The 24,493-nt window shown below is 68.7% G+C and carries 21 protein-coding genes and 2 pseudogenes; 11 read left to right on the top strand and 12 right to left on the bottom strand.

Going from position 1 to position 24,493, the window contains the following annotated elements:
* Window positions 1-23 precede the first annotated feature (23 nt).
* Window positions 24-1,361 carry a D-serine ammonia-lyase gene (dsdA, locus tag BJEO58_RS08355; protein ID WP_101589018.1) on the top strand — a complete coding sequence of 446 codons (1,338 nt, stop codon included), beginning with the start codon at window positions 24-26 and terminating at the stop codon, window positions 1,359-1,361.
* 1 nt (window position 1,362) lies between these two features.
* Window positions 1,363-2,109, top strand: a complete 747-nt coding sequence (locus BJEO58_RS08350; protein ID WP_101589017.1) for an AAA family ATPase — start codon at window positions 1,363-1,365, stop codon at window positions 2,107-2,109.
* 53 nt (window positions 2,110-2,162) lie between these two features.
* Here the strand turns inward: BJEO58_RS08350 and BJEO58_RS08345 are convergent, their stop codons facing one another.
* Entirely contained in the window at window positions 2,163-3,344 is a 1,182-nt protein-coding gene (locus tag BJEO58_RS08345; protein WP_101589016.1) for a M20 family metallopeptidase, read from the bottom strand.
* 118 nt (window positions 3,345-3,462) lie between these two features.
* Between BJEO58_RS08345 and BJEO58_RS08340 the strand changes: the two genes are divergently transcribed.
* Window positions 3,463-4,956: a glutamate-cysteine ligase family protein gene (locus BJEO58_RS08340; protein WP_101589015.1), complete on the top strand. Its 1,494-nt coding sequence runs from the start codon at window positions 3,463-3,465 to the stop codon at window positions 4,954-4,956.
* 6 nt (window positions 4,957-4,962) lie between these two features.
* Here BJEO58_RS08340 and BJEO58_RS08335 read toward each other — a convergent pair whose 3' ends face one another.
* On the bottom strand, window positions 4,963-6,336 hold the full coding sequence (locus BJEO58_RS08335) for an NAD-dependent succinate-semialdehyde dehydrogenase (RefSeq protein WP_101589014.1): 1,374 nt from the start codon (window positions 6,334-6,336) through the stop codon (window positions 4,963-4,965).
* 173 nt (window positions 6,337-6,509) lie between these two features.
* Between BJEO58_RS08335 and BJEO58_RS08330 the strand changes: the two genes are divergently transcribed.
* The 3 genes from BJEO58_RS08330 to BJEO58_RS08320 are packed head-to-tail and all read left to right on the top strand — an operon-like array spanning window position 6,510 to window position 9,848.
* Complete coding sequence (locus BJEO58_RS08330) at window positions 6,510-7,715, top strand: pyridoxal phosphate-dependent aminotransferase (RefSeq protein WP_101589013.1); 1,206 nt, start codon at window positions 6,510-6,512, stop codon at window positions 7,713-7,715.
* Between the two features lie 16 nt (window positions 7,716-7,731).
* On the top strand, window positions 7,732-8,388 hold the full coding sequence (locus BJEO58_RS08325; RefSeq protein ID WP_101589012.1) for a DUF1801 domain-containing protein: 657 nt from the start codon (window positions 7,732-7,734) through the stop codon (window positions 8,386-8,388).
* A 38-nt stretch (window positions 8,389-8,426) separates the two neighbouring features.
* The gene (locus tag BJEO58_RS08320) at window positions 8,427-9,848 is read left to right on the top strand and encodes a phytoene desaturase family protein (protein ID WP_101589011.1); all 1,422 of its coding nucleotides are present in this window, start codon (window positions 8,427-8,429) and stop codon (window positions 9,846-9,848) included.
* Window positions 9,849-10,014: 166 nt separating this feature from the next.
* Here the strand turns inward: BJEO58_RS08320 and BJEO58_RS08315 are convergent, their stop codons facing one another.
* Window positions 10,015-10,467, bottom strand: coding sequence for an ArsR/SmtB family transcription factor (locus BJEO58_RS08315; protein ID WP_101589010.1), 453 nt, complete (start codon window positions 10,465-10,467; stop codon window positions 10,015-10,017).
* Between the two features lie 106 nt (window positions 10,468-10,573).
* Between BJEO58_RS08315 and BJEO58_RS08310 the strand changes: the two genes are divergently transcribed.
* A complete protein-coding gene (locus BJEO58_RS08310) occupies window positions 10,574-10,936 on the top strand; it encodes a hypothetical protein (RefSeq protein ID WP_101589009.1) in 363 nt (120 codons plus the stop codon).
* Between the two features lie 90 nt (window positions 10,937-11,026).
* Here BJEO58_RS08310 and BJEO58_RS08305 read toward each other — a convergent pair whose 3' ends face one another.
* The 4 genes from BJEO58_RS08305 to BJEO58_RS08290 all read right to left on the bottom strand — a co-directional run bounded on the left by BJEO58_RS08305 (window position 11,027) and on the right by BJEO58_RS08290 (window position 13,907).
* On the bottom strand, window positions 11,027-11,605 hold the full coding sequence (locus tag BJEO58_RS08305; RefSeq protein WP_219617095.1) for a hypothetical protein: 579 nt from the start codon (window positions 11,603-11,605) through the stop codon (window positions 11,027-11,029).
* A gap of 614 nt (window positions 11,606-12,219) precedes the next feature.
* Complete coding sequence (trxA, locus tag BJEO58_RS08300; RefSeq protein ID WP_101589008.1) at window positions 12,220-12,609, bottom strand: thioredoxin; 390 nt, start codon at window positions 12,607-12,609, stop codon at window positions 12,220-12,222.
* Window positions 12,610-12,686: 77 nt separating this feature from the next.
* Entirely contained in the window at window positions 12,687-13,559 is an 873-nt protein-coding gene (locus BJEO58_RS08295; RefSeq protein WP_101589007.1) for a sulfite exporter TauE/SafE family protein, read from the bottom strand.
* Between the two features lie 51 nt (window positions 13,560-13,610).
* Entirely contained in the window at window positions 13,611-13,907 is a 297-nt protein-coding gene (locus tag BJEO58_RS08290) for a rhodanese-like domain-containing protein (RefSeq protein ID WP_101589006.1), read from the bottom strand.
* A 192-nt stretch (window positions 13,908-14,099) separates the two neighbouring features.
* Here BJEO58_RS08290 and BJEO58_RS08285 point away from each other — a divergent pair, with 192 nt between their 5' ends.
* A complete protein-coding gene (locus BJEO58_RS08285) occupies window positions 14,100-14,357 on the top strand; it encodes a metal-sensitive transcriptional regulator (protein ID WP_101589005.1) in 258 nt (85 codons plus the stop codon).
* A 24-nt stretch (window positions 14,358-14,381) separates the two neighbouring features.
* Window positions 14,382-14,701, top strand: a pseudogene (locus BJEO58_RS08280) (DUF302 domain-containing protein); the annotation flags it as partial.
* Between the two features lie 505 nt (window positions 14,702-15,206).
* On the opposite strand, the gene BJEO58_RS15435 reads toward BJEO58_RS08280, so the two are convergent.
* From BJEO58_RS15435 to BJEO58_RS15375, 4 genes and pseudogenes are all read right to left on the bottom strand, one after another.
* Complete coding sequence (locus BJEO58_RS15435; protein WP_101589004.1) at window positions 15,207-15,386, bottom strand: DUF8730 family Cys-rich protein; 180 nt, start codon at window positions 15,384-15,386, stop codon at window positions 15,207-15,209.
* A gap of 178 nt (window positions 15,387-15,564) precedes the next feature.
* Complete coding sequence (locus BJEO58_RS08270; RefSeq protein WP_101589003.1) at window positions 15,565-16,170, bottom strand: rhodanese-like domain-containing protein; 606 nt, start codon at window positions 16,168-16,170, stop codon at window positions 15,565-15,567.
* Window positions 16,170-17,609, bottom strand: a complete 1,440-nt coding sequence (locus tag BJEO58_RS08265; RefSeq protein ID WP_101589002.1) for an MBL fold metallo-hydrolase — start codon at window positions 17,607-17,609, stop codon at window positions 16,170-16,172. The genes BJEO58_RS08270 and BJEO58_RS08265 overlap by 1 nt, the downstream gene beginning before the upstream one ends.
* A 313-nt stretch (window positions 17,610-17,922) precedes the next feature.
* Window positions 17,923-18,537, bottom strand: a pseudogene (locus BJEO58_RS15375) (transposase); the annotation flags it as partial.
* A gap of 119 nt (window positions 18,538-18,656) precedes the next feature.
* Between BJEO58_RS15375 and BJEO58_RS08255 the strand changes: the two are divergent.
* Together BJEO58_RS08255 and BJEO58_RS08250 are read left to right on the top strand one after the other, a co-directional pair.
* Entirely contained in the window at window positions 18,657-20,414 is a 1,758-nt protein-coding gene (locus tag BJEO58_RS08255; RefSeq protein WP_101589001.1) for an ABC transporter ATP-binding protein, read from the top strand.
* Window positions 20,411-22,441, top strand: coding sequence for an ABC transporter ATP-binding protein (locus BJEO58_RS08250; RefSeq protein ID WP_101589000.1), 2,031 nt, complete (start codon window positions 20,411-20,413; stop codon window positions 22,439-22,441). The genes BJEO58_RS08255 and BJEO58_RS08250 overlap by 4 nt, the downstream gene beginning before the upstream one ends.
* Here BJEO58_RS08250 and BJEO58_RS08245 read toward each other — a convergent pair.
* Entirely contained in the window at window positions 22,422-24,362 is a 1,941-nt protein-coding gene (locus tag BJEO58_RS08245) for an acetate--CoA ligase (protein ID WP_373270413.1), read from the bottom strand. The genes BJEO58_RS08250 and BJEO58_RS08245 overlap by 20 nt on opposite strands.
* Window positions 24,363-24,493 lie beyond the last annotated feature (131 nt).

The following is a 24,493-nucleotide window of genomic DNA, read 5'->3' as shown; positions in this document are numbered from 1 at the left end:
GCCCCGGCGGTAGCGTTCTGGTCATGACGGATGCGGCGGCAGTGCGGTACGACCTCAGTGACGAGTCGCGGGCGATTCTCGATGCGGTGATCGAGGCACGGCCCACCGTCTGGGTGCCCGCGCGGACGACGACGGAGAAACCGGGCGTCACACAGGTGGGGGATGTGGGAGGGGCGAGACCGACTCCTGCCCTCGTCGATGCGGCGGAGGAGCGATTTCGCTGGTTCGCCCCGCTGTTCGAGCAGCTCTTCCCGGAGACCCGTGCCCAGGGCGGCGTGATCGAGTCGCCGCTGGAAAAGGTCGCTTCGCTCAGTCGTGCACTCGCCGCAGAATTTGGAGAGGACTTCCCCGCGAACCTCTGGGTGAAGCGGGATGATGCGCTCGCGGTGAGCGGATCCGTGAAGTCGCGCGGCGGGATCCATGAGGTCCTGGAGGTGGCGCTGGGAGCCGCCCGGGACCTCGGCGTCGATCTGGACAGGGGCCCCAGCGTCTTCCTCGACGAGGGGACGCGGGAGCGCATGTCCCGCATGCGGATCGTCGTCGGGTCCACGGGGAACCTGGGCATGTCGATCGGTCTCATGGGCGCGATCCTGGGGTTCAGCGTCACCGTGCACATGTCCCTCGACGCGAAGGCGTGGAAGAAGGAGACGCTGCGGAGCTCAGGAGTCGAGGTCGTCGAGCACGACACGGACTTCACCCAGGCCGTGCACGCCGGTCGCGCCGCCGCAGACGCGGATCCATGTGCCCACTTCATCGACGACGAGAACTCGCTGAGCCTCTTCGCGGGGTACGCCGTCGCAGGGAGGCGGCTCGCGGGTCAGCTCGCCGCGGCCTCGGTCGTGGTGGACGAGGAGAATCCGCTCACCGTTCACCTGCCGTGCGGGATCGGCGGTGCGCCCGGCGGGATCGCGTACGGACTGTCGACCGTGTTCGGGAGCGCCGTCCGCTGCGTGTTCGTCGAGCCCGTGTCGATGCCGGCGTTCCTGCTGGGCAGGCTCACCGGGCTGGACGACGGGATCTCGGTCGCTGACGTGGGCCTGGGTGCGCTGACCATCGCGGACGGGCTGGCCGTCGGGAGGCCGTCACGCTTCGTGGGGAGGGCCGTCGGGCACCTGCTGCACGGGTACGCGACGGTCACCGATGACGATCTTCTGCGCACTCTGGCCGTCGCCGAGGCCGCTGCCGGGCTGCGCCTGGAGCCCTCCGCCTGCGCGGGGCTGAGGGCGGCGGGGCAGTTCGCCGGACATCGGACGGGATCGGCCGGCACCCACATCGCCTGGCTCACCGGTGGTTCCCTCGTGCCGGACGAGGAGTTCGCGGCCCTGCTCGAGGCGGGTCGGACGCTGTTGAGACCCCGCTGATATGGGCTTTCACGATGACCCGGACGCACGCACTGATGCGGACGCTTTCAGCACGCTGCCCGTGCGCAGGGTCGAGGAGCACCGGCTGGCACCCCTGGACCGCGAGACGTGGCCGGCGACGCTCGCCCCCGTGCGACAGGTGCTGGACCACGGATGGGAGCTGAGCCCGATCACCGTGCTGGTGGGGGACAACGGAGCGGGGAAGTCGACGCTGGTGGAGGCCCTTGCGATCGCCTTCGGATTGAATCCCGAAGGCGGTACTCATGCTGCGACTCACGAGACACGTCCCACGGAGTCGGAACTGCACGACCATCTGCAGATCGTGCGTGGGGCGGGCGCCTCCAAGCGCGGAGTCTTCCTGCGGGCAGAGACGATGCACGGTCACTTCAGCTATCTGGAGTCGATCGGCCCCAGCGGCCTGCACTCCCGCAGCCACGGCGAGGCATTCCTCGACTACGTCACGGAACGGTCGCGCATCTCCGGACTGTGGGTGCTGGACGAGCCGGAATCAGCGCTGTCGTTCTCAGGATGCCTCGCACTCATCGGGTTCCTGCGTGACCTTCGGAACGCAGGATCGCAGGTCGTGCTGTCGACCCACTCACCGGTCCTCGCGGCGCTGCCGGGCGCCCAGATCTACGAGGTCGGAGAATGGGGACTGCGGCACTGCGACTACGACGACCTGGAGCTGATCCGGCACCAGCGGTCTTTCCTCGAGGCGCCTGAACGCTACCTGCGCCACCTGGAGTGACGCGAGCACGACGCTGTGCAGTCCGGGCCGGCGTGCTCAGCCGGCCTACGTGCTCAGTCGGCCAGCTGGTCGGCGATGAGTGCCGCGAGCAGCGCTGTGCGCGGCGCGATGTATGCGGACACTGCGTGTTCGTGCTCCGCGTGGGCTCCATCGCCCACCGCACCCAGGCCGTCGAGGGTGGGGACGCCGTCACCGGCCGTGTAGTTCCCGTCCGATGCGCCGCCCACCTCGACGCCGTGCGGTGCGTCGATGCCGACGGCCTCCGACAGGGCCGCGGCGCGGTCGAACAGCGCCTCGGCCATCGCGCGTTCCATCGGCGGCCGGTTGATCCCGCCCTGCACCTCGATCGTTGCGCCGTCCAGCACCGGCTGCAGCGCGCGGATCGCATCGTCGACCCGCTGGAGCTCGTCCTGTGTCTTGGCGCGCACATCGACGTCGAACCGTGCGAGCGACGGCACCGTGTTCGTCGTCGTCCCGCCGCTGAAGACGGTGGGGGTGACGGTGGTGCCCTGCTCCGGGTCCGCCAGGCCGGCCACGGCCAGCATCTGGTGGGACATCTCGAGCCCTGCGTTCACGCCCTTCTCCGGGTCGAGGCCCGCATGGGACGCCCGCCCGTGGAGGACGATCGTGTACATCGACGTGCCCTTGCGCGCGATCTTCAGCGCACCGCCCTCACCGGCTGCGGCCTCCATGACGAACGCGGCGCGCGCCTGTGCGGCCTCCTCGCGCAGCAGGGGGGCGCCGGTGTGCGAGCCGACCTCCTCGTCGCCGGTCACGATGATGCTGAGTCCGTCCACCGCCTCGGTCCCGCCCTGCTCGATGAGCATCGCGGTGGCGTGCACGGACATGACTGCGCCGGTGAGCATGTCGAAGCTGCCCGGCCCGCGGACGACCCCGTCGTCGTGCGAGAAGGGGATCCGCTCGAGCGTGCCGTGCGGCCACACGGTGTCCTGATGATTGACGAGGACCACCTTCGCGGGGCCGGAGCCGAACCGCAGCCTCAGGTGTGTGACGCCGTCGACCGTGAGGGTCTCCGGAGTCGCACCCAGCCGCTCGGTCACGAGAGTGGCGAAGTCCTGGGCGCCCCGGGCGACGGCCTCCAGGTCCGATGACGGTGTCTCGATCGAGATCGCCCGCTCGATGTCCGTGAGCATCTGGGGGAGTCGAGATTCCGCAGCGGACAGGAGTGCGGGGTGGTCGACGACGGACAGCGGGTTCGAGGTGGGGTGCGTCATGCCTCCGAGTCTAGGGCGCGAGCTCTGAGTGGGTGTGGGCGGCGGACGCCGCGTGCCGGCATCACTCGAATGGCGGAACACGAGACGAGACCGATCCTGGTGTGCCAGTCTGTGCTCCATGGGAGAAGCAGTCGGCTCCGTCCGATACACACCGCGCGAACGGACGCTCTATCGTCGGAAGCTCCAGGAGAACCTGGAGACCTTCGATACCTACCTGCAGAACGCGAGCTTCGAGTCGAAGGGCACGATCGGCCTCGAACTCGAGTTCAACCTCGTGGATGAGACCGGTGCGCCGGCGCTCACGAATCTCGATGTGCTCGAGACACTGGACGACGGTGATTTCCAGTCGGAGGTCGGTGCTTACAACCTCGAGGTCAACATGCCGATCTCGCGGGTACGGGACATGGGCCTCAAGCAGATGGAGAAGGGGCTCGACGATCGTCTCGCGAAGCTCCGCGCGGCCGCTCGCGATCACGGCGTCAGTCCGGTCTCCATCGGCACTCTGCCCACCGTCACGACGGAGCTGCTCGAGGACGAGAAGTGGATCACCCCGGAGAACCGCTACCGGGCGCTGTCGACCGCGGTCGTCGAGGCGCGCGGCGAGTACGTCGGCATCGACCTGTCCCGCGAGGACCACTACGCGCACGACTTCACGGACATCGCCCCCGAATCCACGTGCACGTCGATGCAGCTGCACCTGCAGGTGGCACCCAATCGCTTCGCGGATGCGTGGAACGCGTCGCAGGCGATCGCGGGAGTGCAGATCGCGATGGCGGCGAACTCGCCCCTGTTCCTCGGTCACCGGCTGTGGCACGAATCCCGGCTCCCCGTATTCGCACAGTCGATCGACACCCGGACCCCGGAACTGGAGCACCAGGGCGTGCGTCCTCGCGTGTGGTTCGGTGAGCGGTGGATCACCAGCGTGTTCGACCTCTTCGAGGAGAACGTCCACTTCTTCCCGCCGCTGCTGCCGGAGACGCGCGAGGCCTCCGGCCGTCCGATCCTCACGGACAGCGGAACCCCGTACCTGCACGAGCTCAACCTGCACAACGGCACGGTCTGGCGATGGAACCGTCCGATCTATTCGCCGGGCAGGCGGAATGCCCACATCCGCATCGAGAACCGGATCCTGCCGGCCGGACCGTCGACCGTGGACATGGTCGCGGACGCCGCGTTCTACTACGGGCTCATCGCCTTCCTCGTCCGGGAGAACCGGCCGGTCTGGTCGCGGATGACGTTCGCGGATGCGCAGGAGAACTTCGAGAACGGTGCGCGCGACGGGATCGGTGCGCGCCTGACGTGGCCCCGGCACGGCACGCTCGACGTCGCAGAGCTGGTCCTCGAGACCCTCGCCCCGCAGGCGCGCGAGGGACTCGAGCAGCTCGAGGTCGACGACGACGTCATCGATGAGTACATCGGAATCTACGAAGCGCGAGCCCGGACCGGTCGCAACGGTGCATGGTGGCAGCGGAAGACGCTCGATGCGTTCGCGGGGCGTGCGCCGGTCGGTTCGGTCGAGCGCGAGGAGGCCCTCCACAAGCTGGTTCGCCTCTACACGGAGAACCAGCAGACGGGCCGTCCCGTGCACACGTGGAGCCTGCCCGGCGAGTGAGCCCGATCAGGGTTCGCGGATGAGCTTCTTGTTCACGAACTCGAGGATTCCCTCCGCACCCAGTTCGCGGCCGATTCCGGACCGCTTGGTGCCGCCGAACGGCAGATCCGGCTCCGTCCAGGTCGCGGCGTTGATCCAGACCATCGCGGAGTCGATGCGGTCCGCGACGCGTCGGGCTCGGGCAGGGTCGGCGCTCATGACGGAGCCGCCCAGTCCGAAGGAGGAATCGTTGGCCAGGTGGATGGCCTCCTCCTCATCGGCGACCCTGTAGATCACTGCTACTGGTCCGAAGAGTTCCTCCGAATAGGCCCGCATCGACGGTATGACGCCTGTGAGCACGGTGGGCTGCACGTAGGCTCCCGGCCTGTCGACGCGGCCGCCGCCGATCTGCACGGTGGCACCCTGCTCGACGGCGTCGTGCACCTGCTCCATGAGGTCTGCTGCGGCCTGCTCGGACGACAGCGGGGCGAGGGTGGTGTCGGGGTCTGCGGGGTCGCCCGGTGTGAAGCCCGCCATCGCGGTGGTGAACTTCTCGACGAACTCCTCGTAGTGGTCCTCCACGACGATCAGTCGCTTCGAGGCGATGCAGCTCTGCCCCGCATTCGCCATGCGCCCGGCGACGGCCGTCGACACTGTCTCATCCAGGTCGTCGGAGTCGAGGACGATGAACGGGTCGCTGCCGCCCAGCTCCAGGATCACCTTCGTGAGGTTCTCGCCGGCACCGGCGGCGACCGCCGAACCAGCAGCCTCCGAGCCGGTGAGCGATGCACCGGCCACGCGCTCATCGGCGATGATCGTCTGGATCTGGTCAGTGTCGGCGAACAGGTTGATGTAGCAGTCGTCAGGCAGGCCCGCGTCGGACATGAGCGCGGCGAAGGCCACTGCGGACTGCGGGCAGTTGGGCGCGTGCTTGAGCAGGATGGTGTTCCCGGCGATCAGATTGGGAGCGGCGAGGCGCACCACCTGGTAGTAGGGGAAGTTCCACGGCATCACGCCGATCAGGGGACCCTTGGGCTCCTTCTTGACGACGCCGGTGCCGCCGCTGTCCGGTGTGCGCCGCTCATCCGCGAGGTGCCCCGGTCCTTCGTCGGCGTAGTAGCGCAGGATCTTCGCGCACAGCTCCACCTCCGCACGAGCCTCCGCGGTGAGCTTCCCCATCTCCAGGGTGAGCAGTCGAGACAGCTCGTCGATCCGCTCCTCCATGAGGTCTGCAGCGCGTCTGATGGGCTCCGTCCGCTTCTCGACAGGGGTTGTGCGCCATGTCTGGAACGCTGCGTGCGACGCTGCGATCGCGTCCGCGATCTCGTGGTCCGCGGCGGCCGGGAATTCCTTGAGCATCTCGCCGTTCGCCGGGCCGGTCGTCGTGAATGTCGAGGCCATGGTGATCTCAACTCCTCTTCGTGACGGGGACTCATCGTCTCAGGGGCGCGGTGCTCCCTTCAAGGAATTGTGGCAAGGTGAGTTGGTCTCTTCTGTCAGACCCCGGGTGGCCTCGGCCACGACTGTCCGGTGGTTCTGCTCGAGTGCGGTCCCACACATCTAGAGTGGGGCCCATGGAGCAGACTGCACGTGTGAAGCCCACGACCTCCCGCCGCTCGGCGACGGTGCGCCCGTTCGCTGTCATGAACATCCTCAACCGCGTCTTCGAGATGCGGTCGCAGGGCCGTGACGTCATCTCGCTCTGCGTGGGTGAGCCGTCCCAGGGGGCACCCGACGGCGTCCGGCGCCGTGCGGCAGAGGTCGTGCTCGACGGAACGGGCCTGGGCTACTCGGAGATCTTCGGCATCGTCCCGCTGCGGGAACGGATCGCGGAGCACTACAGGCGCTGGTACGGCGTCGACGTCCCGATCGAGCGGATCGCTGTGACGAACGGGTCCTCGGGCGCCTTCGACATGGTGTTCCTCGCGAGCTTCGATGCGGGCGATCGCGTCGCACTGGCCACGCCGGGCTACCCCGCGTACTCCAACATCCTGCGGGCACAGGACGTGGAGGTCGTGGAGCTCCCCTGCGGCCCCGACGTCCGGTTCCAGCCGACGGTGGAGATGCTCGACGCCGCGCACAGCCAGGCCCCGCTCAAGGGGCTCATGCTCGCCTCGCCCGCGAACCCCACCGGCACGATGATCGAGAAGCCGGAGCTCGCCGCGCTCACCGCATGGTGCGAGGCCAACGGCGTGCGCCTCATCTCCGACGAGATCTACCACGGTGTGTCGTTCACGGATTCCCGCGGGACCTCGGCGCTGGAGTGCGGTGACGACCCCGTCGTCATCTCCTCGTTCTCGAAGTACTGGGGGATGACCGGCTGGAGGCTCGGCTGGGCGATCCTGCCGGAGAACCTCATCGCACCCTGTGATGCGATCGCGGGGAATCTGTCGCTGTGCCCACCGGTGCCGGCACAGCACGCGTGCCTCGAGGCGTTCACAGAAGAGGCCTATGCGGAGTGCGACGCGGCTGTCGAGGGCTTCGCGACCGCGCGCCAGTACGTGCTCGACGCGGTGGAGGACCTCCAGTGGAAGGACATGGCCCCGGCCGACGGTGCGTTCTACATGTACTTCCGCATCGACGACGTCCTCGGGGTCTACGCCGACGCGTCGGACTGGTGCGCCGGACTGCTCGAGGCGGAGGGCGTCGCACTGGCGCCGGGCGCGGACTTCGACCCGATCAACGGCGACAACGCGGTCCGGCTGTCGCTGGCCGCAGGGCCGGAGAACATCGCCGAGGCGCTGGTCCGGATCCGCCGCTTCCAGAACTCGCTGAGCTGAGCGGGCAGGCGACGACGTGACGCGCTTCGAGGAGGTGCCGGGCCTGTCGACCCCCGCCAGGCGTGCGCTCGTCGCGGCCGGCTACGACGACCTCGAGGCCCTTGACGGTGTCGACCGCGGGGGACTCGCACGTCTGCACGGGATGGGGCCGCGCACCCTCGAACGGATCGAGGAGCGGCTGCGAGAAGGCGGGCGGGGCCTCGGCGGCGAGGTGCCGGCACCCGATCAGAGGACGGGCAGCCTCACCCGGGGCCACACGGGTGAGACGGCGGCGGACGTGAAGACGACCACGACGGATGTCGACCCGGTCGGCTGGATCGAGTCGCTGCCCTGGCCGCGCCGACAGGAGCACGGCCGCATCCTCCTGGAGGTGTTCGGTCGGGTGACCGGTGAGGCGCCGGTGATGTGGGGGCCGACGATGATCGGCTACGGCGACGTGCACTACGTGTCGCCGTCAGGGCGCGAGGGCGACTGGTTCCTCGTGGGGTTCAGTCCGCGGAAGGCGAGCATCTCGCTCTACGGGCTGCAGGGCTCCACCCGTGCCGACGTGCTGCTCGCGCAGTTGGGCAAGCACAGGATCGGTGCGGGATGCGTGTGGATCAACAAGCCGGAGGACGTCGACCTCGACGTCCTCGAGACGCTCATCCGCGACGCGTGGGACGCGGTGGCATGAGGGGCACCGACCGGTCCTGGACGTGACAGGATGACGGCATGATGAAGGCCATAGTGGTCGGCAGCGGGCCCAACGGGCTCGCCGCCGCTGTGACCCTCGCCCGGAACGGGGCCGAGGTCAGCGTCCTGGAAGCGGCGGACGAAGCGGGCGGCGGCACGCGCTCTGCAGAACTCACCGTTCCCGGCCTGCTCCACGACGAGTGCTCCGGGTTCCACCCGCTCGCCGTCGACAATGCGTTCACGCGGTCGGTCGACCTGGCGGAGCACGGCCTGCGCTGGGCCCGGCCGGACGTCCAGTACGCACACCCGCTGGACGGGGGCGGCGGGGCGGCGGTCTGGCAGGACGTTCAGACGACCGCGCGTCATCTGTTCGACGACGGCGCACGGTGGAGGCAGGTCTTCGAGCCGCTGGCCGCGCACTTCCCGGACATCACGGACGACTTCCTGCAGCCGATGCTGCGCATCCCCCAGCACCCGCTGAAGCTCGGTCTGTTCGGTTCGCTGGCCGGCCCGCCCGCGTCATGGGTGGCCCGTCTGTGGCGTACAGAGGAGGCCCGGGCGCTCTTCGCAGGCGTCGCGGCGCACTCGCTGCGGCCGCTCGACACGCTGCTGTCCTCAGCGATCGGAATGGCACTGGGAACCGCCGCGCACACGTATGGCTGGCCGGTGGCCGAAGGCGGGTCACGCAGCATCTCGCAGGCGATGCGTGCGGCGCTGGAGGCCAGCGGAGGGACGGTGGAGACGGGCGTGCGCGTCGACGCGCTGACCGACCTGCCCGCAGCGGACATCGTCATGCTCGACACCAGTCCCGCCGCCGCCGCACGCATCGTGGGCGACGCCCTGCCAGGGCGCGTGGCGCGGGGTCTGAACCGATTCCGGCACGGGCCCGGCGCGTTCGTCGTGAACTTCGCGGTCGAGGGTGGGATCCCGTGGACCTATGGGCCTGCGCGCCGTGCGGGCACGCTTCATCTGGGCGGGAGCTTCGACGAGATCGCCGCATCGGAGGCCGCGATCAACCGTGGGCGGATGCCGGAGCGGCCCTTCGTCCTGCTGGGCCAGCAGTATCTGGCGGATCCGCGGCGTTCGCGCGGCGATGTCCACCCCGTCGATGCCTACGCCCACGTCCCCGCCGGGTATGACGGGGATGCCACGACGGCCATCGAGGATCAGATCGAGCGCTTCGCCCCCGGCTTCCGCGACCGTGTCGTCGCGCGGAGCGTGCGCACCACGACCGAGGTCGCTGCCGGCAATGCGAACTACGTGGGCGGGGACATCGTCACGGGCGCGAATTCGGCGATGCAGCTGGTCTTCAGGCCCCGGCCCGCCGTGGATCCGTACTCGCTGGGCGTGCCGGGACTCTTCCTCTGCTCGGCGGCGACGCCACCGGGTGCGGGTGCGCACGGCATGGCGGGGTACAACGCTGCGATGTCCGCGCTCGCACAGAGCAGAGCGGGCGACTGAGCGGACCTCTTCCACTGAGGCGTCACCACGGCACAGGAAAGGGACGCTGCGTGTGCGCGGGTGACGTCTCACCGTGCCCGATCGTCGACTCAGCTGTGAGAAGGCGCTGCGTGCAGGCGCGTTCCGTCGGGAGTGGGAGCAGGCGCGGGCGACCGCCCCGTGTGCGTCAGTCGTCCTCGGGGTGCTCGAGCGCGTGATCCAGCGCGTCGATGAGGATGTGAGACACGTGCGCGTCCTTGAAGGAGTAGATCGCCTCGCGACCCACGCGGTCGACCTCGACGAGGTGCAGGCTGCGCAGCTGCTTGAGGTGCTGCGACACCAGCGGCTGCGACAGTCCCGTCTCGTCGACGATCTCCGTCACGCTCGCCTCGCCCTGGGTGAGGACCAGCAGGATGCGCAGGCGGGAGCTCGCCGCGAGCGCCTTGAAGACCTCGGCGGTCCGATCGATCGCCGCCGCGTCGTAGGCGGGCGTGGGGACTTCGCCCACCTCCGGTTCGCAGATCTCGACGGGCTCCGGAGGCGGAGCCTGCGTCGACCCGTGACGCAGACCGCTGCCCGCCGTTCCGCCGACGGGGGAGTACCGGGTCCGGTCCTGGGACGCGCGCGTCTGATCAGCCATGGGCTGAATCGTATCGCTCCCGGAAAGGGTCTACAGCGTCAGTGCGCCGCATCCCGATGCCAGGAGGCGGTTTGGACCACCGGGGCGGTGCTGGCAGGATTGTGTCATGCGTTACATCGTTGCGATCGCCTCCGCCGTGCTCGTGCTCCTGCTGCTGTCAGCCACGACCGGGTTCGGCGACTGGCCCCGTCCGTGGGGGCCGCTGGCCCGCGGCACGGTGGGCGGCATCGTGGCGATCGGCGTCCTGATCATCTGGGAACAGCTCTATCCCCGCGAGGACTCGCTGACGGATGAGGAGAAGGAGCGCATCGCGCTCGAGGACGCGCAGGGCGTGGGCGTCCTCAACACGACCTCAGGGGATTCCGATGGTCCGGTCGTCGGTGACGACGTCGCCGAGGCCCCCGAACAGACCGATGCATCCGATGACTCAGCGCCTGCTCCCGTCGACGACGAGGACCCCCGCGCCTGAGCGCGAGGGTCCTCAGCGGTGCCGGCCGATGCTGCGCTACCGAGGTGTCTCCGGGGCCGGCCGTCCGGAGCGGAGTGCGTGCGAGTCGGATCAGTCGATGGGATCGACGTCGTCGTTCTCCTCGAGAAGCTCTTCCGCCAGTGCCTCCCACCGGTCGTAGGCGTCGGGGAACGCAGACCGCTGAACAGCCTGCGCTGCGGCACCCGGGGCCAGGTCCTCCCACCCGTCGATCTGCTCGAGTCCCGGGTTGGAGACCTCGTCGTTCGTGCCGAAGAACGACTGGGTCGCGTGCACGGGATCGGTGATGTCGTCCTGCGAGCCCCAGCCCATCGACGGGCGCTGCTGGAAGAGGCCCGCGGAGTCGCGGTCGCCGCCGTCCAGATTCTGGAGGCTGGATTCCTGCATCGCGGTCATGAGTGCGATGGTGAGGGCCTCGTCGGACACGTCATCGGCCTTCCCCGTGCCGATGATCGTCCGGGCGTTGTCGACCTGCTCCTCGGAGAGTCCGTCGGCCGTGACATCAGCCGCCGCAGATGCGACGCCGCTGTCCGCAGGAGCTGCGAACGCTGACGCGGGAGTGAGGAGGAGGCCTGCGGACAGGGCTCCGGTGGTGAGTGCGGCGGCTAGAAGGCTCGTTCGTGTGACGGCCTTCCTCGACGAATCCGGCATGGGGACTCCGTTCGTGAAGTGAGCGGTTCAGAATGCGCGAGCGATGCTCACGCTGATCGCGAGCGATGCGAGTCGACGCGAGGACCACCGTGACAGCCGCGGAAGACCGGTTTCAAGCGGTTCGGCGGCATCGGGCCGCCGAAGCGGCGGTTCAGCGGATGCGTGGAACGAAGTCTGAACGAAGCGTGAGAGCCGCTCCGTGTCGTCGTTACCGCTTTGTGATGCGGAACGGCCGACTCGCCCGTGACGCACTGCGAAGATAACGAATCGATAACTGTCAAGGTGCTCCGTGTTCACTCACCGACGGCTGGAGACAGCTGAACTCCGGGCCGAGGCCACCCGGGGTCAGACGCTCGCCACAGGCTGTTCAGCCGATGCGGAATGTAGGGTTCGTCCTGGTCGTGCGGGTACGCGATGTCGCGCTCCGTCGCGCCGGCGTCTTCGGGCCGTCGCCCTCAGGCCAGGGGGTCGACCAGCTTCTTCGCCACGATGAAGCCCGTCTGCGCCCCATCGATGAATGCCTCCTGCTGCGCCTTGTTGAGCGGTGCGGAGTCGAGCGCTGCGCGGTACTGGTCCTTGTACGGAAGTACATCACCTCTGTGAGACGCGTCGCATCATTGGTGAGGGGGCGGCGAGACGACTGAACGACGGGCGGGCCTTCTGAGGGCGTGAACTCGGGCCATGTCCAGGTCCTTCACGGCGGTGATGACCTGTTCGAGGGCGGGCGCCGGTAAGACGCCGGACTGGGAGAAGACCAGCACGCCCTCGCGGAAGGCCATCAGGGTGGGGATGGAACTGATGCCCGCCGCGCCGGCCAGGGCCTGTTCGGCCTCGGTGTCGACCTTGGCGAAGACCACGTCGGGGTGCTGGGCCGAGGCGGCCTCGTATGTGGGGGCGAACCGGCGGCAGGGCCCGCACCAGCCCGCCCAGAAGTCCACGAGCACGATGTCGTTGTCCTGGATGGTGCCGGCGAAGTCCTGGTCGGTGAGGTCGATGGTGGCCATGGAGGTCTCCTTGTCAGTGATGATCGATCGTCTGCGGTCGGTGTGGACCGACTGGAACAGGAAGGGGTGGGGGACGCTCAGGTGAGGTTGGTGGTGCCGGCGGTGCGGATCGGGCACCTGGGCACGGCGAACCAGCACACGGCGGCGGCCACGGCCGCCAGGGCGGCGACCGCCCCGACGATCACCCCGGCGGCGCCGGGCAGTTCCTGGACCAGCACGAAGACGCCCATGATGAGCACGAACACACCGAAGCCCTTGCGCAGGGCGGCCTCCGGGATCCGCCCGGCCAGCCGGGCCCCGAGCACCGAGCCGGCGATCGCGGCGGCGGTCACGGCCCCGACCAGCACCCAGTCCAGGGACACGGTGGTCAGGTACCCGGCCAGTCCGGCGAAGGACTTCATCGCGATGACCACCAGGGAGGTGCCCACGGCCACGGGCATGGACATCCCGCCCAGCAGGGCCAGGGCCGGGACGACGAGGAAGCCGCCGCCGGCGCCGACCAGGCCGGTGACCAGGCCGACGACCAGGCCCTCGATGAGGACCTTGAGGACCGGGAGCTCGCCCTCGTGGCGCGTCGCGGCCTTGTTCCTGCGGCCACGGATCATGGCCACCGAGGTGGCCACCATCATCAAGGCGAATGCGATCATCAGGACGGTACCGGGGATGTACCCACCCAGGAGGCCGCCACCGAAGGCGCCGGCCATGCCGGCGGCGCCGAAGATCAGCCCAGTGCGCCACTTGACCCGCTGGTTGCGGGCGTGGGTGATGGCGCTGAAGGCGGAAGTGACCCCGACGACGAACAGGGACGCGGCGATCGCCTCCTTGGGATCCAGGCCGGCGACATAGGTCAGGATCGGCACGGTGAGGATCGATCCGCCGCCGCCGAGCAGGCCCAGGGAGAGACCGATCAGCACCGAGAGCAGCAGGGTCAGAAGAAGGGTGAGCGTCATGGCAGCGTCCTTGTCAGTCGGCGGTCAGCAGTCATCGGTCGGGGGCCGGGCTCAGTGGGCCGGCAGACCGGCGCCCTGCCAGGCGACCATCCCGCCGGCCATGGTGTCAGCGGTGTAACCGGCCTGATCGAGTGCCTCGGCCACCCGGGCGCTGCGGTTGCCGCTGCGGCACACCACGATCACCGGGCGGGACCGGTCCAGCTCCTGCAGCCGGGAACCCAGCTGGCCCATGGGAATGTGCAGCGCGCCGGGGATCATCCCCTCGACGACCTCGGAATGCTCGCGCACATCCAGAACCTGGTCCTGGGCCCGGCGCTCATCGGCCTCGGCAATGGTGATCTCGGGCATGTCTACTCCTCAACGGATCGGGGACATCAGGGGGGACGGAACCGCGGCGCTCAGGCCGAAGCCGGGCTGTCCAGCGGGGATCCGATCACAGGCAGAGCCTGTCTCGATCCAGTATGCATGATACCCCTGGGGGTATGCAAGACACCCGGGGGGGTATAGAATGAAGAGCACCCCCGACCCCAGGAGACCGCCATGCAACTGGATGCCACCGAGATGACCCCCGTGCTCAACCGCCTCAGGCGCGCCCAAGGCCAGCTCACCGCCGTCGTGCGGATGCTCGAGGAGGGCCGGGACTGCAAGGACGTCGTCACCCAGCTCTCGGCGGTGTCCAAGGCCCTGGACCGCGCCGGCTTCGCCATCATCGCCAGTGGGCTCGAGCAGTGCCTGGCCAACCCGGAAGAGAACCTGGACAAGAAGGACCTGGAGAAGCTCTTCCTTTCCCTGGCCTGACCGGCCCTGTCTCGGGCAGGCTGAGAACCCAAGCTCGGCCCCGAGGCCGCCGCGAGCCTCGGCGACTACGTGATCCTCGGGGCCTGCAGCCCGACCCTGGCCAGCCGCGCCCTGGCCGCCGAACCCCAGCTCGGGCCCTGCTGCCCTGCAACGTCCTGGTCCGCCGCAGCCCCGGCGACGACCACACCCTCATCGAGGCCATCGACCCCCAGACCATGGTCCGCCTCAGCGACAGCCCCCAGGTCCGTGAGGTCGCCGACGACGCCGACACCCGCCTGCGCGCCGCCCTGACCAGCCTCGGCCACACAGGCCTCGCACGCCCTGACTCCGACCCGATCCGCTGAACTCCGTCTACAAGGGTGAGCTGATCGATCGTCACGACCGGGAGGGCCTCGTCGAGGTGATGGCAGCGACGTCATCATGGGCGGCGGGTGCAACTCGCACCGACTCCACTCCGGGATCGGTTACCGCCCACCCCATGGAGCCCGTGCACAGCTCATCGCGGCGGAACAGTCACCTCTGCGTGCAGCATGGAAATCCACAAAGAAGGGCCTCTGCAGAACCCGGCGCTCGACACACCCCCGCCGGGGCCGGAACCGTCCTCGTCCCGGCACGCATCACCGCCAACGGTGCCGCCGTGTCTACGGAGGGGTCGCAGCACCTCCTCGCCACCCTCGTCCCGGAACCGGGTGCCTCCGGCTGAGCGCGAGATCGACCGGGGAACAATCCTTCCCCGCAGGGACGTCTCGCCCGCCGCGTGCGCTCCAAAGACCTGTCCGCGGGTGAGGCCCTGCTGGCAATGGCCGGCAGGGCCTCACCCGCGGACAGGTCGGGTGTTGGGGGGGGTGTTCAGCGCTGGAACAGGCGGGTCAGGAGACCGGGTCGCCGGGTGCTGGCCGGCGCTGCGGCGCGGTTATGACCGGGACACCAGTTCCCTGCGGGGACGGTGCGCTTGACCTGGTCGATGTGCTGGCCGCAGCCGGCCCAGGTGGTCTTGCCGCACACGGGGCAGGAGGCGGATCGGCACATGGTCGATGTCCTTTCAGAACACCCGACCCCGCCCCACGGAAGGGGCGGGGTACGTCGAGGTGGATGTGTGGGATGGAGGTGGTGGGCCCGGCCGCGGGGGCCATGAAGGGGGCGTGCCTCCGCGGCCGGGGGTCTGGGCGGTGCGGGAGGGCGTGCTGGGCCCTCCCGCACCGGCGGTTCAGTGGTCCTGCAGGGCGGTGGGGACCTGCTCGAAGAAGGACCGCAGGGATGGGTCCGCCTCGACGCGGTTCCAGGGCATGCGGGACAGCACTGAGGCCATCGCGCAGGAGTCAGAGGCGGCGGAGTAGGCCAGGCCGGCGCCGATAGCCCCGGCCAGCAGGCCCAGGCGGCGGTGCACCAGCTGGCCGGCGAGGGTGCCGGCCAGCACCAGGGAGCCGGCGGCCATCCGGACCTGGCGGTCCATGGACCAACGGGCGCCCCGGCGGACCACCTCGCCGCCGGTGGACTCGTAGGCGGCGATGCCGCCGTCGAGGACATCCGCGGCGCCGAAGCCGGCCGCGTCCAGCTTCTGGCAGGCCTGCGAGGCCCGGTTGCCGGACTGGCACACCAGCACGACGTGGCCGGGCAGGTGCTCGGCCAGCTCGCCGGTGTGTTCGGTGAGCAGGTCCAGCGGCACATTGTAGGAGCCGCGGATGTGCACGGTCTCGAACTCACCGGGGGTGCGCACGTCCAGGACCATCGGCGCGTCGCCCACGGTAAGCCGGCGGTGCAACTCGTCCGGGGTGACGGAGCGGCGCGCGGGGGTTGTTGTGACGGTGGTCATCAGGCGGCTCCTGCGGTCTCGGTCTGGGGGGTGTTCTGCTGGGCGTTCCAGGCGGACCAGGCCGCGTAGCTGCCCTCGAGTTCAACGACGTCGTAACCGGCCCGACGCAGGGCGGCGGCGGCCACGGCGTTGCGCACTCCGGACTGGCAGTAGGTCACCAGCGGGCCGGCGTCCTTCGCGGGCAGTTCGTCCGGGTGGAAGAGGACCTTGCCGGCGTTGAGCTGGACGGAATCGGGCACGTGGCCCTCGGCGTGCTCGGTGCGGTTGCGCACGTCCACCAGCACGGCGTCCTGGTGCTCGGTAAGGAAGGACTCCAGCTCGGCCGGGGTGACCCGGGCCGGGACGGTGGTCGGCAGTCCGTAAAGGGTGGGGGTGTACCCGGCCACGGCGTCGACGCCCACGCGCACCAGGTGATCCCGGATCTCCTCGGCGGCCTCGGCGTCGGGGGCCAGCAGTACCAGCGGGGTGTTCTCGGCCTCCGGGTCGTAGGACCAGGCTCCGTAGGTGGCGGCCTTGGCGCCGGGGATGTTCAGCGCGCCGGTGACCGTGCCGCGGTGCACCTCGTCCGGAGAGCGGGTGTCCACGAACGCCAGGGAGCCGGCGGCCAGGCCCTCGGCGATCTCGGTGGTGTCCAGGCGCTGCAGCGGGGACAGCTCGCCCAGCAGGGCCGGGCCCTGCTTGTTCTGACGCTTCATGCGGGCGAAGTAGGCGTGGGCGTCGGGCTGGCCGTCGAGCAGTTCGTCGATGAAGCCCTGCTCGTCGTCCTGGGTCAGGTACTTCGCCCACCAGGCGAACTTGCGCTCATAACCCACGGTGGTGGACGGCAGCGCGCCCAGAGCCTTGCCGCAGGCCGAGCCGGCCCCATGCCCGGGGTAGACCTGCACGTGGTCCGGCAGGGTCAGGAAGGCGTTCTTGAGGGAGGCGAACAGGTCCTTGGCCCCGGCGAAGCGGGTGTCCTGGCCCCCGGCGGCCTCATCGAGCAGGTCCGGGCGGCCCACGTCGCCGGAGAACACGAAGTCCCCGGTCAGGTAGTAGCCCGGCTCGTCGGTGAAGGCCCCGTCGGTGACCAGGTAGGACAGATGCTCGGGGGTGTGGCCGGGGGTGTGCCGGGCGGTGATGGTGATGTTTCCCAGGGCGATGGTGTCCCCCTCGTGCAGGCGCTGGGCCTCGAAACCGTACTGCCAGTCCGCCCCGCCCTCGCCGGAGATGTAGGCGGTCGCGCCGGTGGCTGCGGCCAGCTCACGTGTACCGGAGAGGAAGTCGGCGTGGATGTGGGTCTCGGCCACCGTGGTGATTCGCATCCCGTGGTGGGCCGCCAGCTCCAGGTACTGCCGGACGTCGCGGCGGGGGTCGACGACCAGGGCCTCGCCGGTGGCCTGGCAGCCGATGAGGTAGCTGGCCTGAGCCAGGTCCTCGTCGTAGATGCGCTCGAGCAGCATGGTTCCTCCTGCGGGTCGGGAAGGTCGGTTCCGGTATTCCGGATACCCCCTACGGTATTCCATACCCCCCTGGGTATGCAAGTGGGGTGTCTACACGCGTCTGCGGTGGAGCCGGCAACACCGGGTCATGGCGCACGTGGCACGGATTGGAGGTTTGCTTCGGCGGAATCGATGGGCAAGGTGACGGACACTTGGCGACCCCGGGTGGGCACAGTGCTGAGGTGCCCTGGCGCCCACCCCGGGTCCCCGCCTGGCCTCCGTGGAGTCTGCGTCGGCGGAGGATGACCACCGAGTGAAAGCGCGTTCTCCCACACCGCGCCGCTGGGGGGTGTTTCCGACCCGATTCTGAGGTCGCGAAGGCTTCCAGTGCCGCCAGGGCGGTGTCCCCGTTCGCTGCCGAGTAAACGTCTTTCAGAGCCTTCGATACGGCCTTGCGGTCCCCGTGGGCGACGAAGCGGTTCGCCGCCCGGATCAGGTGCACGACACAGGTCTGCACGAGGGAGTCAGGTCACGTCGCCTCGATCGCTTCGGGCAGCCCGGTGAGCCCGTCGCAGCAGACGATGAGGACGTCGCGGACTTTCACCCGGATCGCATCGAGGTGGACGACCGGGTAGAAGTCGTCCAAAGGCTGCTGCTGCCACTCCAGAACCGCTTCGAGGACGGCATCGGTGATGTTCGAGATCGTCTCGTGCGACAGTTCGGTGCCGATCGTGGTCGCCAGGTGGTGCTGGATGTCCCTGATCGTCATCTCGCCCGCGTAGAGGCTGATGATCATGTCATCGAGCCCGCCGTCACCGGTCAGCTCGATGTCGCCGGAGCCGATCTTGGAGAAGAGCTCATCGAGCGCACCGGAGGCCTTGAGCTCTTCAACGACCTCAGAGGCTGTCGCGTTACGGGTTCAGTTCGTGTTCGTCACGGTCACCATCATGTCCTTTCATGCGGTGATCCGGTACACAAACCATCTGACACGCTCCATCTTGACGCGTGGGGCACAATGGTATGCGCCTGTCATAGCAGGCGATCCCCTCACTACCCGGAAGCATCACCATGCTGTGGAAGCTCGTCCGGCACTACGGCAGGCCCTACGCCGGGCATGTCGTCGCCGTCCTGGTGCTCCAGCTGGCCGCCACCCTGGCCACGCTGTACCTGCCCAGTCTCAACGCGGACATCATCGACAACGGCATCGCCACGGGCGACACCGACTACATCTGGCGCGTCGGCGGGATCATGCTCGCCGTGGCCATGCTGCAGGTCTTCACCGCGATCGCGGCCGTCTGGTTCGGCGCGCGCATGTCGATGTCGATCGGTCGCGACCTCCGACAGGCCGTCTATCTGCGCGTCGATCACTTCTCCGCTGAGGAGATGGGGCGCTTCGGAGCCCCCACCCTCATCACCCGCGGCACGAACGACATCCAGCAGGTGCAGATGGTCGTCCTCATGACCCTGAACTTCATGGTGATGGCGCCGATCATGTCGATCGGCGGCATCGTCATGGCGATCCAGGAGGACCCCGGCCTGTCGTGGCTCGTGTGGGTGTCCGTCCCGCTCCTGGTGGTGATCGTCGGCGTGCTGGCGAGTCGACTCATGCCGCTGTTCGAGCGGATGCAGCTGAACATCGACGATGTGAACAGCGTGATGCGCGAGCAGATCATCGGCATCCGCGTCGTGCGCGCCTTCGTGCGGGAGCAGCACGAGACCGCTCGCTTCACCGACGCCAACGCCGCACTCACCAAGACGTCGATCAGCATCGGTCGCCTCTTCGTGCTCATGGGCCCGGTGATCACGCTCGTGTTGCACCTGGCCACCGCCGCAGTGCTGTGGTTCGGCGGCCTACGGGTCGACGACGGGCTCGTGGAGGTCGGCGCCCTCACCGCGTTCATGCAGTACCTCCTGCAGATCCTCATGGCGGTCATGATGGGCACGTTCATGTTCATGATGTTCCCGCGGGCGATCATCTCCGCCCGCCGCGTGGGCGAAGTGCTCACCACCACCGGATCGGTGCAGGAACCGGCATCTCCCACCACCCCGCAGCGGCGCGACGGCACCGTCGAGTTCCGCGGGGTGTCCTTCGCGTACCCGGGCGCCGACGCCCCGGTCCTCGACGACGTCTCCTTCACCGCCGAAGCGGGGAAGACCACCGCCATCATCGGTTCCACCGGGGCGGGCAAGACCACTCTGGTCAACCTCATCCCCCGCCTCTACGACGCGACCGCGGGCGAGGTCCTGGTCGACGGGGTGCCCGTCACACAGATGTCCCGGGAGACTCTGACCGAGGCGGTCGGGCTGGTCCCGCAGAAGCCGTACCTCTTCTCGGGATCCATAGCGGAGAACCTGCGCTTCGGTGACCCGGAGGCCACGGACAGCGAGCTGTGGGCGGCGCTTGACATCGCCCAGGCGACTGATTTCGTCGCAGACCGGACGACCGGTGACGGCGAGGGCGCCCGCAGCGGCTTGGAGTCCTCCGTCTCGCAGGGGGGCACGAACGTCTCGGGCGGGCAGCGGCAGCGACTGTGCATCGCCCGTGCTCTCGTGGCGAAGCCGCGCGTCTACCTGTTCGACGACTCCTTCTCCGCGCTGGACGTCACGACCGACGCGAACCTCCGGGCGGCGCTGCCCGGATACACCGACGGCGCCACCTCGATCATGGTGGCCCAGCGCGTCGCCTCGATCACGGAAGCGGACCAGATCCTCGTGCTGGATGAAGGGCGGGTCGTCGGCCGCGGCACGCACGCTGAACTGCTCGAGTCATCGCGAACCTACCGAGAGATCGTCGATTCCCAGGTGAGAGCGGAGGAGGTGTCATGAGAACCGGCCCGAACCGTCGAGCGCGGCCCGAGGACCTGTTCCCCGAGGTCCGCAGGCCCGCCTACCGCTCCCGCACCTCGGAAGCGCCCGATCGTCGTCGCAGAGACGTCGTGGTGTCCGAGGATGAGATCGCCGAACTCGAGGACAGCTTGGGTTCCGGCGAAGGAGGTGCCGCGCCGCGGAAGGCGAAGGCGTTCTGGCCGTCGCTGGGACGCCTGTTCGCGACGCTCACGGACCACAAGGCCGGGATCGCGATGGTGTTCCTCTTCGGCGCTGTCTCCACAGTGCTGTCCGTCTGGGCGCCCGCTGTGCTCGGCCGGGCGATGGACGTCATCTTCGACGGGTGGCTGGACGGCTCGATCGACTTCGTCGCGCTGGCGGAGATGCTGTTCTTCGTGCTCGGCATGTACCTGGTGGCGTCCGTGTTCGACTGGCTGCAGGGCTTCGTCCTCAACGAGATCGTCATGCGGGTCGTCTACCGGCTGCGCCAGAAGATCGAGGCCAAGGTCAATCGACTGCCGCTGAGCTACTTCGACACGCGCCAGCGCGGCGACCTGCTGTCGCGGACGACCAATGACGTCGACAACGTGCAGACAGCCATGCAGCAGGCCTTCGCGTCGCTGTTCTACGCGGTGCTCACCATCGTCGGCATCACGATCATGATGTTCGCCCTGTCCTGGCAGCTCGCACTCATCGCCCTCGTGGCGCTTCCGATCGCCGCGCTCGTGGTGGGTCTCGTCGGGTCGAAGTCGCAGAAGCTGTTCGCCGCGCAGTGGAAGAACACCGGGCGCCTCAACGGTCACATCGAGGAGTCCTTCACCGGCCATGACCTCGTGACGGTCTTCGGCCGTCAGGAGACGATGCGCGGGACGTTCGACGAGAGGAACGAGGACCTCTACGAGGCGTCCTTCCGCGCCCAGTTCTACTCCGGCATGATCATGCCGATCATGCAGTGGGTGACGTACCTGGGCTACGTGGGGATCGCACTGGTCGGCGGTCTGCGCGTGGCCTCCGGGCAGATGTCGTTGGGTCAGGTCACCGCCTTCATCCAGTACTCGCGCGAATTCAACGCACCGCTCGGGGAGATGGCGGGCATGGCCAACATGCTCATCTCCGGTGTCGCATCTGCTGAGCGGATCTTCGAGCTGCTCGATGCTGATGAACAGGAGGATGACCTCTCCTCACAGGCGGAGGCGGGCCTGCTCGATCCGTCCGGCCCGCAGCCGGGCGAACTGGTCCGCCCGGTGCAGGGCAGGGTCGAGTTCGAGCACGTCGCGTTCTCCTACACCGCGGAGAAGCCGCTCATCACGGATCTGTCGATCGTGGCAGAACCCGGTCAGACGGTTGCGATCGTCGGGCCCACCGGCGCGGGCAAGACCACGCTCGTGAACCTGCTCATGCGCTTCTACGACATCGATGCGGGCAGGATCCTGCTGGACGGCGTCGATATCAGCACGCTCGACCGCGGGACGCTGCGCGGTCAGGTGGGCATGGTGCTGCAGGATGCGGTGCTGTTCGGCGGGACTATCCGGGACAACATCCGGTACGGGCGACTGGACGCCACGGACGACGAGGTCGCGGTTGCGGCGAAGGCCACGTTCGTCGACCGCTTCGTGCAGACGCTTCCGGACGGCTACGACACCGAGGTCGAGGACGGCGGGGCGAACGTGTCCGCCGGCGAACGCCAACTCATCACCATCGCCCGCGCATTCCTCGCCCAGCCCGCCCTGCTCATCCTCGATGAGGCGACGTCTTCGGTGGACACCCGTACGGAGATGCTCGTGCAGGAGGCGATGGCCGCGCTGCGGACCGACCGCACATCGTTCGTGATCGCCCACCGGTTGTCGACGATCCGCGATGCGGACACCATCCTCGTGATGGAGGACGGCGACATCGTCGAGCAGGGCGACCATGAGGAGCTGCTGGCCGCCGAAGGCGCCTACTACCGCCTCTACATGTCCCAGTTCACGCAGGGCGTGGACCTGGACGTCGGCGAGGAGCCGGCTGTCACCCCGTCTGCCGGCTGAGGGCCGTGCGCATCGCGTCGAGCACGGACGGGTCCTCGATCGTCGACGGGACGACCACGTCGGCCTCGCCGTCGGAGATCTGGCGCATCGTCTTCCGCAGGATCTTCCCCGACCGGGTCTTCGGCAGGGCATCGACGACGTCGACCCGCCTGAGGGCGGCGACGGGCCCCACCTCCCTGCGGACCAGCGCGACGAGCTCCTGGGGGACCATCTCCGGATCAGCGCTCGGCGACAGCACGACGAACGCACGGGGCGACTGTCCTGAGGTCTCATCGTGGACGCCGATGACCGCGCACTCGGTGACGGCCGGGTGCGAAGCGATCGCGGCCTCGAGCACGCCGGTGCTGAGGCGGTGCCCCGACACGTTGATGACGTCATCGGTGCGTCCCATGACGAAGACGTAGCCGTCCTCGTCGAGGTAGCCGGAGTCGCCTGTGAGGTACGTGCCCTCGAAGGTGGACAGGTAGGTGGAGACGAAGCGCTCGTCGTCGCCCCAGATGGACGCCATCGTTCCGGGAGGCAGAGGAAGGTCCGCGAGGATCAGCCCCTCCGTACCGGCGCGCACGTCGTTGCCGGCCGGATCGACGACGCGCAGGCGGTACCCCGGTGTCGGCACGGTCGGCGAGCCCGCCTTGAGCGGCAGGCGCTCGATCCCCAGCGGGTTCGCGGCGATCGGCCAGCCCGTCTCCGTCTGCCACCAGTTGTCGACGACCGGGATGTCCCGCCCGGTCGCTTCCGCCATGGTCGCCGTCGTCCACTCATAGGTGTCCGGATCGAGGCGCTCCCCCGCGAGGAACACGGCGCGGAGGGCGGAGAGGTCCGCGGCTCGCGCGTGCTCGGCGTCCGGGTCCTCCTTGCGGATGACCCGCATCGCCGTGGGCGCGGTGAAGAAGACGTTCACGTCGTGTTGGTCCATGACGCGGTAGAACGCGCTGGCGTCGGGAGTGCCGACGGGCTTGCCCTCGTAGAGGACGGTGGTGACCCCGGCGAGGAGGGGCGCGTAGACGATGTAGGAGTGCCCGACGACCCAGCCGACGTCCGACGCGGTGAACATCGTGTCTCCGGGCTGCAAGCCGAAGAGATTGCCCATCGACCACTGCAGGGCGACCGCATAGCCGCCGGCATCGCGCAGGATGCCCTTGGGCCTGCCGGTCGTCCCGGACGTGTAGAGCACGTAGAGCGGGTCTGTCGCCTGCACGGTTACCGGGTCGATCCCGTCGGGCGTGGAGGCCAACAGGTCGGCGTAGTCGAGGTCGAAGCCCTCCTGCAGCTCCGCGCGATGCTGTTCCCGCTGCACCACGACGCTGAACTCCGGCCCTGCTGTGGCGATCCGCAGGGCTTCGTCGAGCAGCGGCTTGTACTCGATGATGCGGGTCTTCTCGATGCCGCAGGAGGAGCTGATGACGGCCTTGGGCTGCAGGTCGTCGATGCGCACGGCCAGCTCGTTGGCGGCGAAGCCGCCGAAGACGACCGAATGCACGGCACCCAGTCGCGCACACGCGAGCATCGCGATCGTGGCTTCCGGCACCATGGGCATGTAGATGACGACGCGGTCGCCCTTCGTGATCCCGCGGTCGGCGAGTGCCCTGGCGAAGCGGGAGACCTCGTCGCGGAGCGCGGTGAACGTGTACTCGCGCACCGTGTCGGTCACGGGCGAGTCGTAGACGAGCGCCACGCGGTCACCGCTGCCCATCTCCACGTGTCGGTCGAGAGCGTTCGCGCAGACGTTGAGGGTCCCATCGGGGAACCACCGGTAGATGGGCGCGTTCGCGTCGTCGAGGGCTCGAGAAGGAGGTGTCACCCAGTCGATCGCCTGCGCTGCGCCCAGCCAGAACGACGCGGGGTCGTCTGCAGCGCTTCGCGCGACCGCTGCATAGGTGCGCGGTGCTTCATCGTGTGCGGCGGATGTGCTGTGCATCATGCCTCTCACTGTACGCTCGGCCATCCTGTGCGTGCCGCGCATCGCGTTGCCCGAGCGTTGCGGGGTCTGGCGCCGCGCGAGGGAGAGGTGGGAGAGGTGCGGAATACTGTTGTCTGAGATCGGCGGACCCT

Source organism: Brevibacterium jeotgali, assembly GCF_900169175.1.
Taxonomy (GTDB): Bacteria; Actinomycetota; Actinomycetes; order Actinomycetales; family Brevibacteriaceae; genus Brevibacterium; species Brevibacterium jeotgali.
The sequence above is the reverse complement of the archived record's forward strand: the minus strand, read 5'-3'. Positions and strand labels throughout refer to the sequence as shown.

Excerpts from the sequence above, each read along its gene's own strand:
- BJEO58_RS08340 (WP_101589015.1), top strand. The coding sequence starts at position 3,463 with ATGGGAGAAGCAGTCGGCTCCGTCCGATACACACCGCGCGAACGGACG.
- BJEO58_RS08255 (WP_101589001.1), top strand. The coding sequence starts at position 18,657 with ATGCTGTGGAAGCTCGTCCGGCACTACGGCAGGCCCTACGCCGGGCAT.
- BJEO58_RS08310 (WP_101589009.1), top strand. The coding sequence starts at position 10,574 with ATGCGTTACATCGTTGCGATCGCCTCCGCCGTGCTCGTGCTCCTGCTG.
- BJEO58_RS08320 (WP_101589011.1), top strand. The coding sequence starts at position 8,427 with ATGATGAAGGCCATAGTGGTCGGCAGCGGGCCCAACGGGCTCGCCGCC.
- BJEO58_RS08315 (WP_101589010.1), bottom strand. The coding sequence starts at position 10,467 with ATGGCTGATCAGACGCGCGCGTCCCAGGACCGGACCCGGTACTCCCCC.
- BJEO58_RS15435 (WP_101589004.1), bottom strand. The coding sequence starts at position 15,386 with ATGTGCCGATCCGCCTCCTGCCCCGTGTGCGGCAAGACCACCTGGGCC.
- BJEO58_RS08345 (WP_101589016.1), bottom strand. The coding sequence starts at position 3,344 with ATGACGCACCCCACCTCGAACCCGCTGTCCGTCGTCGACCACCCCGCA.
- trxA (WP_101589008.1), bottom strand. The coding sequence starts at position 12,609 with ATGGCCACCATCGACCTCACCGACCAGGACTTCGCCGGCACCATCCAG.
- BJEO58_RS08285 (WP_101589005.1), top strand. The coding sequence starts at position 14,100 with ATGCAACTGGATGCCACCGAGATGACCCCCGTGCTCAACCGCCTCAGG.
- BJEO58_RS08265 (WP_101589002.1), bottom strand. The coding sequence starts at position 17,609 with ATGCTGCTCGAGCGCATCTACGACGAGGACCTGGCTCAGGCCAGCTAC.
- BJEO58_RS08270 (WP_101589003.1), bottom strand. The coding sequence starts at position 16,170 with ATGACCACCGTCACAACAACCCCCGCGCGCCGCTCCGTCACCCCGGAC.
- dsdA (WP_101589018.1), top strand. The coding sequence starts at position 24 with ATGACGGATGCGGCGGCAGTGCGGTACGACCTCAGTGACGAGTCGCGG.
- BJEO58_RS08290 (WP_101589006.1), bottom strand. The coding sequence starts at position 13,907 with ATGCCCGAGATCACCATTGCCGAGGCCGATGAGCGCCGGGCCCAGGAC.
- BJEO58_RS08250 (WP_101589000.1), top strand. The coding sequence starts at position 20,411 with ATGAGAACCGGCCCGAACCGTCGAGCGCGGCCCGAGGACCTGTTCCCC.
- BJEO58_RS08295 (WP_101589007.1), bottom strand. The coding sequence starts at position 13,559 with ATGACGCTCACCCTTCTTCTGACCCTGCTGCTCTCGGTGCTGATCGGT.
- BJEO58_RS08350 (WP_101589017.1), top strand. The coding sequence starts at position 1,363 with ATGGGCTTTCACGATGACCCGGACGCACGCACTGATGCGGACGCTTTC.
- BJEO58_RS08245 (WP_373270413.1), bottom strand. The coding sequence starts at position 24,362 with ATGATGCACAGCACATCCGCCGCACACGATGAAGCACCGCGCACCTAT.
- BJEO58_RS08335 (WP_101589014.1), bottom strand. The coding sequence starts at position 6,336 with ATGGCCTCGACATTCACGACGACCGGCCCGGCGAACGGCGAGATGCTC.
- BJEO58_RS08305 (WP_219617095.1), bottom strand. The coding sequence starts at position 11,605 with ATGCCGGATTCGTCGAGGAAGGCCGTCACACGAACGAGCCTTCTAGCC.
- BJEO58_RS08330 (WP_101589013.1), top strand. The coding sequence starts at position 6,510 with ATGGAGCAGACTGCACGTGTGAAGCCCACGACCTCCCGCCGCTCGGCG.